At 52.1% G+C, this 15,212-nt stretch carries 15 protein-coding genes and 4 tRNA genes; 15 read left to right on the top strand and 4 right to left on the bottom strand.

Features of this window, described 5'->3' with window-relative positions; translation table 11 throughout:
* Positions 1–13 precede the first annotated feature (13 nt).
* The 6 genes from OCL06_RS04350 to OCL06_RS04325 all read left to right on the top strand — a co-directional run bounded on the left by OCL06_RS04350 (position 14) and on the right by OCL06_RS04325 (position 3,325).
* Entirely contained in the window at positions 14–886 is an 873-nt protein-coding gene (locus tag OCL06_RS04350) for a peptidylprolyl isomerase (protein WP_262992526.1), read from the top strand.
* A gap of 158 nt (positions 887–1,044) precedes the next feature.
* Positions 1,045–1,121: transfer RNA gene (locus OCL06_RS04345), tRNA-Met, on the top strand.
* Between the two features lie 45 nt (positions 1,122–1,166).
* Positions 1,167–1,251: transfer RNA gene (locus OCL06_RS04340), tRNA-Leu, on the top strand.
* A 4-nt stretch (positions 1,252–1,255) separates the two neighbouring features.
* Positions 1,256–1,331: transfer RNA gene (locus OCL06_RS04335), tRNA-Gln, on the top strand.
* Between the two features lie 40 nt (positions 1,332–1,371).
* Positions 1,372–1,447 (top strand) — tRNA-Gln (locus tag OCL06_RS04330).
* Positions 1,448–1,921: 474 nt separating this feature from the next.
* Positions 1,922–3,325: an alanine/glycine:cation symporter family protein gene (locus tag OCL06_RS04325; protein ID WP_262992525.1), complete on the top strand. Its 1,404-nt coding sequence runs from the start codon at positions 1,922–1,924 to the stop codon at positions 3,323–3,325.
* 56 nt (positions 3,326–3,381) lie between these two features.
* Here OCL06_RS04325 and OCL06_RS04320 read toward each other — a convergent pair whose 3' ends face one another.
* Positions 3,382–3,933: a carboxymuconolactone decarboxylase family protein gene (locus OCL06_RS04320; protein WP_262992524.1), complete on the bottom strand. Its 552-nt coding sequence runs from the start codon at positions 3,931–3,933 to the stop codon at positions 3,382–3,384.
* A 106-nt stretch (positions 3,934–4,039) separates the two neighbouring features.
* Between OCL06_RS04320 and OCL06_RS04315 the strand changes: the two genes are divergently transcribed.
* On the top strand, positions 4,040–4,642 hold the full coding sequence (locus OCL06_RS04315) for a TetR/AcrR family transcriptional regulator (protein ID WP_262992523.1): 603 nt from the start codon (positions 4,040–4,042) through the stop codon (positions 4,640–4,642).
* On the opposite strand, the gene OCL06_RS04310 is transcribed toward OCL06_RS04315, so the two are convergent.
* Both OCL06_RS04310 and OCL06_RS04305 read right to left on the bottom strand, forming a co-directional pair.
* Positions 4,617–4,796, bottom strand: a complete 180-nt coding sequence (locus OCL06_RS04310; protein ID WP_262992522.1) for a hypothetical protein — start codon at positions 4,794–4,796, stop codon at positions 4,617–4,619. The genes OCL06_RS04315 and OCL06_RS04310 overlap by 26 nt on opposite strands.
* Positions 4,784–5,977, bottom strand: a complete 1,194-nt coding sequence (locus OCL06_RS04305) for an FAD-dependent monooxygenase (RefSeq protein ID WP_262992521.1) — start codon at positions 5,975–5,977, stop codon at positions 4,784–4,786. Before OCL06_RS04305 ends, OCL06_RS04310 begins: the two co-directional genes overlap by 13 nt.
* A gap of 26 nt (positions 5,978–6,003) precedes the next feature.
* Here OCL06_RS04305 and OCL06_RS04300 point away from each other — a divergent pair, with 26 nt between their 5' ends.
* The 8 genes from OCL06_RS04300 to OCL06_RS04265 all read left to right on the top strand — a co-directional run bounded on the left by OCL06_RS04300 (position 6,004) and on the right by OCL06_RS04265 (position 13,772).
* On the top strand, positions 6,004–6,183 hold the full coding sequence (locus OCL06_RS04300) for a hypothetical protein (protein ID WP_262992520.1): 180 nt from the start codon (positions 6,004–6,006) through the stop codon (positions 6,181–6,183).
* A gap of 201 nt (positions 6,184–6,384) precedes the next feature.
* Positions 6,385–7,821: a tRNA (N6-isopentenyl adenosine(37)-C2)-methylthiotransferase MiaB gene (miaB, locus tag OCL06_RS04295; RefSeq protein ID WP_262992519.1), complete on the top strand. Its 1,437-nt coding sequence runs from the start codon at positions 6,385–6,387 to the stop codon at positions 7,819–7,821.
* 30 nt (positions 7,822–7,851) lie between these two features.
* Complete coding sequence (locus tag OCL06_RS04290; protein WP_262992518.1) at positions 7,852–8,937, top strand: PhoH family protein; 1,086 nt, start codon at positions 7,852–7,854, stop codon at positions 8,935–8,937.
* Positions 8,934–9,407, top strand: coding sequence for an rRNA maturation RNase YbeY (gene ybeY / locus OCL06_RS04285; RefSeq protein ID WP_262992517.1), 474 nt, complete (start codon positions 8,934–8,936; stop codon positions 9,405–9,407). Before OCL06_RS04290 ends, ybeY begins: the two co-directional genes overlap by 4 nt.
* Before the next feature lie 33 nt (positions 9,408–9,440).
* Complete coding sequence (gene corC / locus OCL06_RS04280) at positions 9,441–10,298, top strand: CNNM family magnesium/cobalt transport protein CorC (RefSeq protein WP_262992516.1); 858 nt, start codon at positions 9,441–9,443, stop codon at positions 10,296–10,298.
* A gap of 15 nt (positions 10,299–10,313) precedes the next feature.
* Entirely contained in the window at positions 10,314–11,810 is a 1,497-nt protein-coding gene (lnt, locus tag OCL06_RS04275) for an apolipoprotein N-acyltransferase (protein ID WP_373318454.1), read from the top strand.
* Positions 11,811–11,930: 120 nt separating this feature from the next.
* Positions 11,931–13,202, top strand: a complete 1,272-nt coding sequence (locus OCL06_RS04270; protein ID WP_262992515.1) for a Xaa-Pro dipeptidase — start codon at positions 11,931–11,933, stop codon at positions 13,200–13,202.
* Positions 13,203–13,343: 141 nt separating this feature from the next.
* Positions 13,344–13,772 (top strand): Hsp20 family protein, encoded by a 429-nt coding sequence (locus OCL06_RS04265; RefSeq protein ID WP_262992514.1) that lies wholly within the window; start codon positions 13,344–13,346, stop codon positions 13,770–13,772.
* 130 nt (positions 13,773–13,902) lie between these two features.
* On the opposite strand, the gene OCL06_RS04260 is transcribed toward OCL06_RS04265, so the two are convergent.
* A complete protein-coding gene (locus OCL06_RS04260) occupies positions 13,903–14,901 on the bottom strand; it encodes an alpha/beta fold hydrolase (RefSeq protein ID WP_262992513.1) in 999 nt (332 codons plus the stop codon).
* Between the last annotated feature and the right edge of the window lie 311 nt (positions 14,902–15,212).

Below are 15,212 nucleotides of genomic sequence, written 5' to 3'. Positions count from 1 at the left end.
TCAGGATGAATTCATGCCCATCACCCGAGTGTTTTTTTCGGTACTATTCCCGCTGTTAGTCTCCTTGTCAGCTGTGGCCGAACAGGCACCTGACAATGCAGACTGGTATCTCCCCAAGCAAAAGGACCTGGTCTATTTACAAACCCACACCGGCGATGTGGTCATAATGTTGTCAGACGCCGTAGCGCCGCTACACAAACAACGTTTTGTAGATCTGGTAAACAGCGGTTTTTATGATAACCGTTACTTTTACCGGGTAATTGAAGGTTTCGTCGCCCAGGCCGGCAGCAATACAGAGCAACAAACCTTCGACCTGGCCACGCCATTAAAAGCAGAGTTTGTGAAATCACCGGTGGCTGAGGACTTTGTCTCGGTAGAAACAGACGCGCCACACGCGCCAGAAACAGGGTTTATCCGGGGGGTACCTGCTGCCATCGACAAACAAGCTGATAGTCAGTGGCTAATACACTGCCCGGGCGCAGTAGCGTTTGCCCGTGATAATGAGCCGGATACAGCCACCACAGAGTTTTATGTGGTCATTGGCCAGGCTCCCCGACACCTCGATAAGAATATGTCAGTGATAGGCAAGGTATTGGATGGCATGGCACATCTGCAGGCGCTACCCAGAGGAAACACCATTAATGGCGGGGTGATTACCTCCCCAACTGACGCCAGTAAGATTTTGTCGGTGCGCATGGGCGACACCGTGCCGGTGGATCAACAACGTCAGTTTCGTGTGCAAAAAGCATCTCATCCGGGTTACCAGCGCAAAATTAATTCAGCGCGCACCCTGGAAAACGCTTTTTTTCACGATAAATCCCTTACGCCGCGGACAATAGATGTGTGCTATTACCAGCCCGGTGTCGAAGAAATTTCAAAAAAGTAGTGCCCATTCTGGCTGTTTAGCCAACAAAAAGTGTATATTTTAGCCCTTGCGGGTTACTTAATAGCCACTTAAAAATTTGTGCTAAAAAAGGGGTTGACGGTGTTACCTCATATCCGCATAATACGCGCCACTTCCTGAGAGGGAAGAGAAAAACCGGAGGCTACGTAGCTCAGTTGGTTAGAGCACATCACTCATAATGATGGGGTCGCAAGTTCGAATCTCGCCGTAGCCACCATTTCACACAACCCAGTTAATGGGTTTTTTATTGTGTGAAAGCCATGCGGAAGTGGTGGAATTGGTAGACACGCTGGATTTAGGTTCCAGTGCTTCACGGCGTGAGAGTTCAAGTCTCTCCTTCCGCACCACCGTTGGGGTATAGCCAAGTTGGTAAGGCAGCGGGTTTTGATCCCGCCATTCGTAGGTTCGAGTCCTGCTACCCCAGCCACTTTTTCTAAGTAATTGCGCAACGCTGCGCGGTTGCCTCTTGGGGTATAGCCAAGTTGGTAAGGCAGCGGGTTTTGATCCCGCCATTCGTAGGTTCGAGTCCTGCTACCCCAGCCATATATGAAAAACCGGTCCCTGACCGGTTTTTTTGTGTCTGCAGTTTACCCTTTATACTTTCTTCATAGCAGCCATTGCCCTGTTATTTCACGTGCGCTATCTGCAAGTGAACCACTCTGCTCTCACCTACCTCAAAACTGGCTTTCTCTCGTGGTTCATCCGGCAATGTGTCGAGTACTTACCACGCAACCAGCGCTTACACTTTCCTTACTGCAAACCGGTAAGTTGTGCGCTGGTAAACAGCGTCATTCGCGCATGCCAAGTGGCGTTCTCAATATCATTCAGGCACTAGAATGATGAAAGTGGCTGCATATTGCTGCTTCCCCCCTGCCCGCTTCTGTGTGATGCTGAAGAAAATCAGGTTCACGATGAGTACCGTATACTTGCGGCAGGATAGACTTCCATACGGCTATCAGCGTGATACTATGCCTGTTGATATTATTGGCTTTTTAACGATAACAACAAGGATCCGCTTTGGTTAACGATGTAGTTTCAGCCGTCAATAACGTGTTGTGGGGCGATGGTCAGGTATTAATAGTGATGCTGATTGTGTGCGGGGTGTGGTTTACCGTACGCCTGCGCGGCGTGCAGTTACGTCACTTCGGGCACATGTTTACCCTGCTGCGGGGCAGTAAAACTGCCACCCGGGAAGGGATAAGTTCATTTCAGGCGCTGTGTACCAGCTTATCTGCCCGGGTTGGGACAGGTAACCTGGCGGGGGTTGCCGTTGCAATCTCTCTGGGCGGCTCTGGCGCTATTTTCTGGATGTGGATGATTGCCCTGTTAGGGATGGCCACCGGGTTCGCAGAAAGTGTCCTGGGACAGCTTTATAAAGTCCGTGATGAGAACGGCGAGTTCCGTGGTGGTCCGGCCTATTACATCAAGCAGGGGCTGAATAAAACCTGGCTGGCAATCCTGTTCTCACTGTGCCTGTTTTTGGGCTACGGCTTTGTTTTCAGCGCCGTGCAGGCCAATACTATTACAGATGCCCTGAATAATGCCTATCAAATCCCTGACGCCTGGTCTGGTGTGGGCATTATTGTGCTGGCGGCCCTGATTGTTGTTGGCGGCTTGCGCGGAATCGCCCGTTTTGCTGAATACGTGGTGCCGTTTATGGGCATTGGATATGTGCTGGTAGCGTTGGGCATTACATTTATGAACTATGCCGCTGTGCCCGCGTTACTCTGGGATATTATCAGTCATGCATTTGGACTTCAGGAAGCCGGCGCCGGAGCACTGGGCGCGGCCATCAAAAATGGTATTCAGCGCGGTCTGTATTCCAACGAAGCAGGTTCAGGGTCAGTCCCCCATGCTGCAGCCAGTGCCGCGCCCAATCCTAACCATCCGGTGTCGCAGGGCTATGTGCAAATGCTCGGCGTATTCTTAGACACCATGATCCTGTGTACCTCCACCGCCTTCATTATTCTGCTTGCCGGCGGCTCCAGCTCCGATCAAATGCAGGGGATCCAGCTAACCCAGTCGGCCATGAGTCAGCATCTGGGGACTGGCGGCACCGACTTTGTGGCCGCGGCTATCTGTCTGTTTGCCTTTACTTCGGTGGTGGCCAATTATGCGTATGGGGAAAGTAACCTGCACATGTTCCGGCTGGATAACCGACCCGGACGGGCAGCCTACACCATTGGCTACCTGGCTATGATTTTCTGGGGCGCCCAGGCCGCATTACCCGACGTATGGGCCATGGCAGACATGGCGCTGGGTCTGATGACAGTTATCAATATCGTTGCCATCATCTGGCTTACACCCACCATTGTGTCGTTGAGTAAAGACTACTTCACCAAACACGATAACGGTGAGCGGCCGGAATATAAAACCGGTGACTGCACGATTCAGGGTAAGTCTGAAGACGGTATTTGGTAATACAAAAAAGGAGTGCAACGCACTCCTTTTTCTTATCTCACCGAACTGACTGAAGCTTACTTGGCTTCCCATGCGAATGGCTTGAACGGTTCGTCTACCGGCGTTTCCGCAAAGTGGTTAACATAGTTGCTCATTACTTTCTGAGACAGCACTAGTACAATTTCCAGAAGCTGTTGTTTGCCGTAGCCTGCCTCAAAAAACGCCGATACCTGTTCATCGTCGACATTACCGCGGCCACGGGTAACCGCCAGCGTCATTTCTTTAAGGGCATTGAGTTTGTCATCGGATAGCGTCTCATCGTTGCGTAACGCCTCAATTAAGGCGTCATCCACGCCCATATTTTTAGCGATGGCGGTATGGGCAGGCACGCAATAGTGACATGCATGCTCAACGTTTATCGTTTGCCACACCACCGTAAGCTCATCGGCACTGAACGACGTCTTTTGCGCCAGCTCGTGCAGCTGCTGATACCCGTCCAGCAACGTTGGCGCTTCCGCCATTACAGCATGCAGGTTAGGGATCATGCCAAATGCCTGCTCCGATTTATCAAGCAAGGGTTTCGCATCAGCAGGGGCGGAATCTTTTGAGTGCAACGTAAAATCTGTCATCTCTTTCTCCTTATCGAACGTGGACACCTACCTTAGGTTTACTTGAACAATTGTTCAAGTCATAATTGAACATGTGTTCAAGTAATCACGCATAATGTAGTACGAAATGAAATATAACGAACAACGGGCCATAGATAGCGCCACTGATCTATTCTGGAAAAAGGGCTTTCAGGGCGCGGGTATGCGCGATATCCAACAGGCACTGGATATGCGCCCCGGCAGTATTTACGCTCGCTTTGAGAACAAGGAAGGCTTATTTACCCGGGTGATTAATCAGTATGCCGAACATGGCCGGGCCAGGTTGCAGGCAGTGAGTGAGCATCAAGAGCCGTTAGTGGCATTGCGGACTTTCTTTGTAGAGGAAGTAACCGGCGCCAGTGAAAAACGCTATAAGCGCCAGTGTCTGCTGGTAAAATCGCTGGCAGAATTTGACAACCTGGGCGAGGCTGCCAAACAGGCTATCCTGAATGGCATGGATGCGTTGCATGAGGGCTTTGGGCAGGTAGTCGCGGCATTATCTGCGCCGCCCCACAATATGATTAAAGGTGATGAGAGCCTGATTGCTCACTGGCTGCAGGAACAGTTTGTCGGCCTGCGAACACTGGCCGTGTATGCCAGCGACGCGCGCATCAACCTGCTGATAGATAAGCTATTACTGGACCTGAAGGGACACTGGCCCGCGCTTAACCGCCCAGCATCAGACGAATAAGCTGAGCCACTAATAAAATTCCCATCAGCGGCCAGATCCACTTCGCCCATTTGGCCGCATCCTCGTTGCTGATCCGCATTTTCGATTTCTCGATGAGCGGCACTACAATAAACAGTGCCGCGAACAGCACGGCTAACAGTATTAAAACTTCCATTGATGTAATCCTAGCGCATATTTCATTACTTCACGTTTTGCCGGCACCACTTTCTCGGTCACCGCCAATACCTGATTTCTTACCCATTTAATGGGGCCAAGGTCGTTACTAAACAAGGCATACACGCTATCCAGCCCTGCCATCATTAATCGGTTGTCACGCTGGCGCGGTTTTTCGTAGCGTGTTTGCAACGCCCGGAAAAACGCCGCCGAAGTTAAATCAGGATGGTCGGCGGTCACTGAGAGCAAACACTCGATATCACGGAAGCCCAGATTCACCCCCTGCCCCGCCAGCGGGTTAACCGTATGAGCGGCATCCCCCACCAGAATGACCGACGGCGTGACGTAGCGTGAAGCGTGAGCACGGGTAAGCGGAAAAGCGGCCTTATCCAGTACGGTAAAGGTGGTGCCGTCGACGGTCAGTCGCGACGGGAAAGCTTCGGACACTTTTTCGGCAAGCGCAGCGTTATCCAGCCGGGCCAGTGCCTGGATCTGGTCTGCGCTGTCGTACCACACTAACGACGCATAATTATCGTACATGGGTAACAGCGCTCTGGGGCCGCTGGGGTAAAACCGCTGCCAGGTATGGGGCGTAGCCGGTGACGACATTTTTACCGTCATGCCCAGTGCCCGTTGGTCATACTGCCAGCCCGTAGTACCAATCTCCGCGGCTTTGCGAACAACCGACTGCGCACCATCTGCGCCCACCAGCCATTGTGCCTGCACTTCGGTACCGTCTACCAGCCCTGCCATGGCGCCGCCGCCGACAGGGAAAGCAAAACGGCGAACTTTATTACCCACAAAGCAGGTCACATTGTCCAATGACTGTAACACCTCATGACAACCAAGTTGCAGGACCCGGTTTTCAACAAAATACCCGAGTTGCTGCATATCCAGCATGTTCGCTGTGAAGGCGGTTTCGCTGCCGTCGTTTTCCCACACCGACAAGGTGTCGTAAGGGCGCACGCGCATCGCTTCAATAGCTTCCCAGGCACCCAGCGCACGCAAAATATCTGCGGAGTGCTCGCTGATTGCAGAAACCCGCAAATCCGGGCCGTCACTGGCCTCAAACGGTGGTGGCATCACGGGCTCAATAACGGCCACCTGATAGCCCTGCCTGGCCAGCCCCAACGCCAGCGTGGCGCCGACCATTCCGCCGCCATTTATACAGAAATCATACATATCAGTTCCTCATTGCTGGCGCTATTATGATCAGAATGGCGCCGTTATGCTATGCCCCGCCAGAGTTTATGGCCGCCGTGCTGTTGTCTGAGATTACGTGGCGGACAGTAAAATTGTTTACTCTGCGTCACCACCAAGGCGGCTTCACCGGCGACACGCCACGTTACCCCATACCGCAGGCTAACTCCGCCGGTCTGATTTCATAACATTACACTTACGACAAATTTCACGGAAGGCGATGAACAAGGCTGGGCAAAGAGGGTCAGAGAAGGTAAAATGTGCGGCTATTTTGAACATCCACCAGCCATATCAGGCTATCGCACATTCAGGTGCCCGTTCCGCTTAACGATAACAGGTTTCGCGGGATGCTCAACCGCTGGTGATCAAACACGGGTTTTTACGTAGTTATGACCAAGAAGCTGTATATCAAAACCTGGGGCTGCCAAATGAACGAGTACGACTCGGAGAAAATGGCAGACCTGCTGGATTCAACGCACGGTTACGCGGCGGCAGAAACGCCGGAAGAAGCCGATGTCATTCTGCTGAACACCTGCTCCATTCGCGAAAAAGCGCAGGAGAAAGTGTTTCATCAGCTTGGGCGCTGGAAAAACTTCAAGCAGACAAAGCCTGACCTCATCATTGGTGTGGGCGGCTGCGTGGCCTCACAGGAAGGTGAACTGATTCGTCAGCGTGCGCCGTTCGTGGATCTGGTTTTCGGACCTCAGACACTGCACCGTTTACCGGAAATGATTAATCAGCTGCAAGGCGGTGAAAAATCAGTGGTTGACGTAAGCTTCCCTGAAATTGAGAAGTTCGATCGCCTGCCAGAGCCACGTGCAGAAGGCCCTACGGCCTTTGTATCCATTATGGAAGGCTGCTCTAAGTATTGCAGCTTCTGTGTGGTGCCCTACACCCGTGGTGAAGAAGTCAGCCGTCCGGTAGACGACGTGCTGCTTGAAGTTGCCCAGCTTGCGCAACAAGGTGTTCGCGAAGTAAACCTGCTGGGTCAGAATGTGAACGCCTACCGGGGTGAAACGTTTGAAGGTGGCATTTGCCGCTTTGCGGAACTGCTTGAGCTGGTTGCCAGCATCGATGGTATTGATCGTATCCGTTACACCACCTCACACCCGGTGGAATTTACTAACGATATTATTGAAGCCTATGCCAATGTGCCTGAGTTGGTGGACCACCTGCATCTGCCGGTACAGAGCGGCTCGGATCGTATTCTTAACCTGATGAAGCGGGGCCATACGGCGCTGGAATATAAATCAACCATTCGCCGTCTGCGTAAGGTGCGCCCGAACATCAGCATGTCCAGTGACTTTATTATCGGCTTCCCGGGTGAAACCGATGCCGACTTTGAGGCCACCATGGATCTGATTAAGGCCATAGATTACGACCTGAGCTTTAGCTTCATCTATAGCGCCCGTCCCGGCACGCCGGCTGCTGATGCCGTAGATGATGTAAGTGAAGAAACTAAAAAGCAGCGTCTGTATCTGCTGCAACAGCGAATTAATCAGCAGGCATTGCGAATTGCCCGCAATATGGTAAACACCGAACAACGCATTCTGGTGGAAGGCCCGTCCAAGAAGAATCCTATGGAGCTCAGTGGCCGTACTGAGAATAACCGGGTAGTAAACTTTGAGGGTACACCAGATATGATTGGCGAGTTCGTCGATGTTCGCATTACTGACGTATTCAGTAATTCGTTGCGTGGCGACGTGGTCAGACGTGAAGCAGACATGGGGTTGCGTGTAGCCGTATCGCCCCAATCTATTACAGCAAAGCATGCCGGTGAGCAGCCTGACGCATTGGGCGTAGGCCAGTTTACACCGACAGCGTAAGACATTCAGAAAAGCGAGGATATCAGCAGCTTGAGTACTTTGGTAAGCAACGACATTATTTTAGAACCCGAAGATCATAAACGACTGTCCAGCCTGTGTGGGCCGTTCGACGACAACATTAAGCAAATTGAACGTCGTCTGGGCGTGGAAATTACCTACCGCAACAACGCCTTCAAAGTGTTGGGCGAACCGCTGCAAGCCAGTGGGGCCGGAGAGTTACTCAAGCTGTTGTACATTGAAACCCAGCCAGTAAAAGGCGTTATTCCTGACCTGGCGCCTGAGCAAGTGCACCTGGCTATTCAGGAAGCCCGTTGTCTGGAGCGTGCTGAGGCGGGTGACTATGGCAAAGAAGTCCATATTCGCACCAAGCGTGGCGTTATCAAACCGCGCAACCCGAACCAGTCTCAGTATGTAGACAACATCCTCAATCATGACATCAGCTTTGGTATTGGCCCGGCGGGTACGGGTAAGACCTATCTGGCGGTAGCCTGTGCGGTGGATGCCCTGGAACGGCAGGATGTACGCCGTATTCTGCTGACCCGCCCAGCCGTAGAAGCTGGCGAAAAGCTGGGCTTTCTGCCCGGCGATCTGTCACAGAAAGTCGACCCCTATCTGCGTCCTTTATACGATGCCCTGTTTGAAATGCTGGGCTTCGAAAAAGTGGAAAAGCTGATGGAACGGAACGTCATTGAAGTGGCACCGCTGGCCTATATGCGGGGCCGCACGCTCAATGATGCGTTTATTATTCTAGATGAAAGTCAGAACACCACCACCGAACAGATGAAAATGTTCCTCACCCGGATAGGCTTCAACTCGAAAGCCGTTATAACCGGGGATATCACGCAGGTAGACCTGCCCAGAGGCGTGCGCTCAGGGTTACGTCACAGCATTGATGTGCTGAGCAAAGTGAATGACATTTCGTTTAATTTCTTTAAAGCCGGTGATGTGGTCCGCCACCCCGTGGTTGCCCGCATTGTTCAGGCTTACGAAGATCACGATGCCGAACAGGAACGAACCCGCGCGGCTAAAAAAGAAGCAGCAAAACGTGAGGCCGAAGCCAAGCAGTCAGCGCCTGACAGCAAAGGCACTGATGCGTCCCAGGATACCCAGTCGTGACCATTGAGGTTGACTACCAGCAAGCTTACCAGCATGACGATGAAGCCCATGCCACCCTGCCCAGCCCGGCTGATGTTGAGTGCTGGGTCTCGGCGGTGGCAGAGGCACAGCAATTGTCTGACAAAGAGCTGACGGTTCGCTTCGTGGATGAAAACGAATCGCAAACCCTTAATCACGAGTATCGCGGAAAAGATAAGCCCACTAATGTGCTGTCTTTCCCGTTTGAATGCCCGCCCGAGGTACCGATTAACCTGCTGGGCGATTTAGTGGTATGTGTACCGGTGATTGTTGCCGAAGCGCAACAACAGCAAAAACAGGTAACACACCACTACGCGCACATGATTGTGCATGGCATGCTGCATCTGCTGGGCTATGACCATCAGAACGACGAAGACGCCGAACACATGGAAGCGTTGGAAAAACAAATTTTGTCACAATTAGACATTGACGATCCTTACCGGGAACATTAAGTTGACCCCTGAACATTTAAAAAAACGGACACTATGAGCGACGACAACCCCCACTCTACCAACGGCTCCCAGGGAAAAAGTTGGTTTAACAAATTAAAACTGTCATTCTCCGGCGAGCCGCAAAGCAAGCAAGACCTGGTAGAGGTCATCAACGAAGCCGAACAGCGCGAGTTAATTGACCCCCAAACACGTGAAATGATTGAAGGCGTGATTGGCGTAAACGACATGCGCGTGCGCGACATCATGATCCCCCGCGCACAAATGACCACCATCGATATTGAGCAAAAGGTAGAAGAGTTTCTGCCGGTAATGCTTGAGTCTGCTCACTCCCGTTTTCCTGTGATCAGCGAAGATAAAGATCACATTGAAGGTATTTTGCTGGCCAAAGATCTGCTCAGCTATGCGTTTAATCCGGAACGCGAATTTCAGTTACGTGATGTTCTGCGACCGGCAGTGATCGTCCCCGAGAGTAAACGGGTGGATGTGTTACTGAAAGAGTTTCGTCAGCAGCGCTATCACATGGCCATTGTCGTTGACGAATACGGCGGCGTTTCCGGGCTGGTCACCATCGAAGATATTCTGGAAATTATCGTCGGTGAAATTGAAGACGAATACGATGTTGAAGAAGATGGTACCGACGACATTCGTCCGCTTAACAAATATACCTATTCGGTAAAAGCGCTGACCCCGGTGGAAGAATTTAACACGTTCTTTGAAACCAGCTTCAGCGAAGAAGAAGCCGACACCATCGGCGGCATCGTGCTCAAAGCTTTCGGGCATATGCCCGCCACCAATGACGAAATTACCATTGGTGACATTCAGTTTAAAATCACCCATTCTGATAAACGGCGGCTGGTTCAGCTCAAGGTTTCGGTTCCCTCACTGGAGTAATACGCGCTGAACTCTCTGGTCGTCTGTTTACTGCTCATTGCCAGTGGTGCCAGCTTAACGCTGGCATTCTCGCCTTTTTATGCCTGGCCGGTGGCGCTGGTCGCACTGGCATTGGGCGTGCGACAGCTTGCCAAATTACCCGGCAATGGCTTTAAAGCTGGCTGGCTGTTTGGATTAGGCTGGTTTGGCGCCGGGATCAGCTGGGTGCATGTGAGTATTGCCGACTTCGGTGGCCTGCCGCTGATAGCCTCGGTGGCCCTGATGGCGTTATTGTGCGGCTATCTGGCACTATATCCTGCACTGGCATTCTACCTTACCAAACGCTTCTTCGCGGCCCGGTTGTGGCCGCTGGCGTTGCCGGCATGCTGGATGCTCAGTGAATGGCTGCGCAGTTGGGTACTCACCGGATTCCCGTGGCTGTCAATAGGTTACAGTCAGTTAGACAGTCCGTTACAGGGCTGGTTTCCCATTCTCGGTGAGACCGGCGTATCCGCCTTGCTGGTCGCGCTGGCCGCATTATTAGCGGTGTCCAGTGACCGGGCAAGCTGGCTACGGGCCTCACTGGCCATTGCCATTGCCTATGTCAGTGGCTGGGTGGCGGGACAACATAACTGGGTCACGCCCCATAAAACCTATCAGGTTGCCATGGTGCAGGGGAACATTAAGCAGTCGCTGCGCTGGATCCCGGAGCAGGACGCGCCCACTATGAAGAAGTATCGCACTCTGACAGAGGGGCTGTGGGACAGCGATCTGATTATCTGGCCGGAAGCGGCGATTCCCAAAATGGAATATCTTGCACTGGATTATCTGGCTGAGGTGGATGCCCGCGCCGCGCAGGAAAATACCGCCCTTATTACCGGCATCGTCAACTACAACTGGGAATCAGAGGAAGTCTGGAACAGTTTACTGGTGCTGGGCAAGGCCGACTCAAGTGATGAGTCCGGTCACTATCAGTACTCTCATAACAACCGGTACGCTAAACACCATTTACTCCCGGTGGGCGAGTTTGTCCCGTTTGAAGATTTACTACGCCCTCTGGCGCCGCTGTTTGATCTGCCGATGTCATCGTTTTCGCGGGGTGACTTCCAGCAACGTAACCTGCTGGCAAATGGTATTCGTCTGGCGCCGGCGATTTGTTTCGAAATTGCTTTTCCCCGCCAGGTCATGGCCAACGTACATCACAACACAGATATGATCATTACTGTGAGCAATGATGCCTGGTTTGGCCGCTCCCACGGCCCCGCCCAGCACCTGCAAATCGCCCGCGCCCGGGCTGCTGAAATGGGCCGCCCGCTGGTACGCGCTACCAATAATGGCATCACCGCTTTTGTGGATCACCGGGGCCAGACCATCTCCCAGCTGGCGCAATTTGAGGCGGGCAGTATCACTGCGCCCATTACCACCACCCGGGGTATGACCCCTTATCACTATTTCGGCGACTTCCTGCCTGGCGGCCTGACGCTGTTACTGCTCGGTCTGGCGGTGGCCCGCCAGCGACGCTCACAGCATTAATACCTGCCCGCCCGGCACTTATCTCATCCGCTCGCCCACTTACCCTGTCACTGCTCACTCCCGCTTCCAATTAACGCTTTATACAGTAAAGTGAAGCAAAACTTTACCAAAGGATGAGTTATGAAAGTGCTTATGATGTTGCTGGCTATCGGGCTGGCGGGCAGTGCCTCAGCGACGACCACGGTGTTAACCGCAGACAGAATGTTAAATGTTGATGATGGCACCGTGGTAAGCGATGCGGTAGTAGTTATCGAAGGCGACACCATTGTGGATGCCGGGAAACGTTCGCAAATTACCGTGCCTGATGGTGCTGACACCATTGCACTGGGTGATGCCACACTCATGCCGGGCTTTATGGACATGCACGTTCACCTGACAAGCGACGCCAGCAAACACGGCTACAAGCGGCTGGCCGTTTCCCTGCCCCGAGCCGCGATCACGGGCGTTAAGCACGCCAAAGACACGTTGCTGGCCGGTTTTACCACGGTACGTAATGTTGGTGCCCCAGGCTTTGCCGACGTAGCGTTACGCGACGCCATCAACGCCGGCGATGTAATGGGGCCAAGAATGTTTGTTGCCGGCCCCTCATTGGGGGTAACAGGCGGACACTGTGACAGTAACCTGCTGCCATTTGAATATGAGTCTTACAGTGATGGCGTGGCCGACGGTCCCTGGGAAGTGCGTAAAGCGGTGCGTCGCAACATCAAATACGGCGCCAATGTGATTAAATTCTGTGCGACCGGTGGTGTATTGTCGAAAGGCACCAAAGTGGGAGCTCAGCAATATACTCTGGAAGAAATGCAGGCACTGGTTGAGGAAGCTCACCTGCGTGGACTAACGGTAGCTACCCATGCCCACGGTACCAGCGGCATTAAAGACGCTATTCGTGCCGGAGTGGATTCGGTTGAACATGTAAGCTTGCTGGACGACGAAGCCATAGCACTGGCGCTGGAAAAAGGTACCTACTTCTCAATGGATATCTACGTCACAGAATACATTCTTGAAAAAGGCGAAGAAGCCGGGATCCTGGCGGAAAGCCTGAATAAAGAGCGGGTGGTAGGACAGCGCCAGCGTGACAACTTCGAAAAAGCCGTTAAAGCCGGCGTCAACATGGTCTTCGGCTCCGATGCCGGTGTGTACCCCCATGGCGATAACGGCAAACAGTTTGCGCGCATGGTGAAATTCGGTATGACGCCCATGCAGGCCATTCAGGCCGCCACCATCAACCCGGCCACGCTACTTAAACAAGCAGACCAGCTGGGTAGCCTGCAAAAAGGCAAGTTCGCCGATGTGGTCGCCGTACCCGGCAACCCGCTGGACGATATGAGCAAACTGGAAAACGTTCAGTTTGTAATGAAGGCCGGCCAAGTTGTGAAGTCGCAAATAAATTAAAATTTTTTCAAAAAGTATCTTGAAACGGGTTTACGCAGCCCTATATATGTTGTGTCGGCGCTGAAGAATCAGGTCGACACAACCGCCGCCGTGAATCGGGGCACCTTTTTTACCATATTGCTTAATTTTGAGGATATGACTATGCGTACTATCGATCTGTCTCCACTTTACCGTTCTTTCATTGGTTCTGACCACCTTGCATCCTTAGTGGATGCAGCTACCCGGACCGAAAAACAAAGTGCCTACCCTCCGTACAACATTGAGTTGCTGGCCGAGGACAAATACCGCATTACAATGGCCATTGCTGGCTTTAGCCAGGACGATGTCACCATTGAAGTTCAGGAAAACACCCTGACCGTTGCCGGTAAACCACAACCCCAGACTGACAAGGAAGATCGCAAATTCCTGCATAAAGGGATTTCAGAAAAGAGTTTTGAACGTAAGTTCCAACTTGGCGATCACGTGAACGTGGTAGGTGCAGATATGGCTAATGGCCTGCTGCATATCGATATGGAGCGAGTCATACCTGAGGCGAAAAAGCCAAAACTCATTGAGATAGGCAACGCCTGATACACCCGTCTTCCCGGACACTGAACGGCGCCTCTGGCGCCGTTTTTTATTGCGCTGCGGGAGTACACAGAAAACCCTGTTATTTATGTGGCAGCATAGCAAGCCCCACACACTATTGAAGTAATATTACCTATTCCAGCGCTTTTAAAATAAGGTTCGCACTTTCTTGCGGTGCATCAAGCCAGGGTAAATGGCTGGCGTTGTCAATTACGTGAACAGCAGCATTGCTCATGTTCGACACCAGGTATTCGGCATTATCCACGGTGTCCCAGATATCTTTATCACCCACAATAAACGTCACGTCATGAGGAAGAGTGAACAGCGCGTTATGGATTAGAAACTCTTCTTTGAACCCACCAAATTCCACGACGTTTTCGATGAGTGAATTGAATGAGCGCGCATTGCCGGGAATAAGCTGAGCATTTACATCATTTTGCCAGTATGTATCCGACAACTGCTGCGTATTATGAACCAGCATCATGTTATGGAAATCCCGGCTCCCCTCAATTGTGGGTTCTCCAATTAACTTCAGCAGTAGTGTATTCACGCCCGGCAGGCCCATCATGATGACCTGTGGTGGAATATCCAGGGTGCCTCCTGCCGGATGGCCAATCAACACGAGCTTGTTTACCCGCTCAGGGTAACGATCAGCAAAATTCACACTGAAAAGGCCCCCCATAGAATGCCCAACCAGGTGAGCACGGTCCAAATTTAGCGCATCCATAAAAGTACGGACGAATTCTGCCCCGTGATTCGTCAGATTTACGCCATCATAGTTAAACTTGTCTGTTAAACCGCTTCCCGGCCGATCGACCACAAACAAATGATAAGATTTTGCCAGTGACTCCATGATAGGGAACCACTGCGACGCATAGCCACCTCCGCCATGGATGAGGATCAAAGGCTCCCCCTCCCCCATTTCATAGTAATGGACACGGCGCACGGGCCCCTGGGTTTGCACAAATTTGGACTGCGGTTCAATGCCTGCTTGTTGAAATAAGACGGCGCTGCTTTGTAAATAAGCGGTGTTACTGGTTTCGGTAAACTCCTTCTCCAACATTGCCGCCCAGCCACCCATAAAGAGTAAGGCTCCTAACAAGCCCAACAGTATTTTAATCCATAATTTCATCTCAGACCTTTTGATGTAAGCCCTGCTATTACAGATTAAAAAGAATAGACCATGTTGTTCTGGTCAGCGTTTTTTTTGACCTTGTATGCTGGGAATGAGACGAAATTCAAACCTACCGTCATCACGGCGTTCACAGAGTTACCGTCATCCCGGCGCAGGCCGGGACCTCCCAAACAGCCTGACTGATAGATACTACCGTCATCCCGGCGTAGGCCGGGACCTCCCAAATAGTCTGACCGATAGATACTACCGTCATCCCGGCGAAGGCCGGGACCTCCCAAGCAGCCTGACTGATAGATACTACCGTCATC

It is taken from the genome of Alteromonas salexigens (genome assembly GCF_025628895.1).
In the GTDB taxonomy this organism is placed as follows: domain Bacteria; phylum Pseudomonadota; class Gammaproteobacteria; order Enterobacterales; family Alteromonadaceae; genus Alteromonas; species Alteromonas salexigens.
The sequence above is the reverse complement of the archived record's forward strand: the minus strand, read 5'-3'. Positions and strand labels throughout refer to the sequence as shown.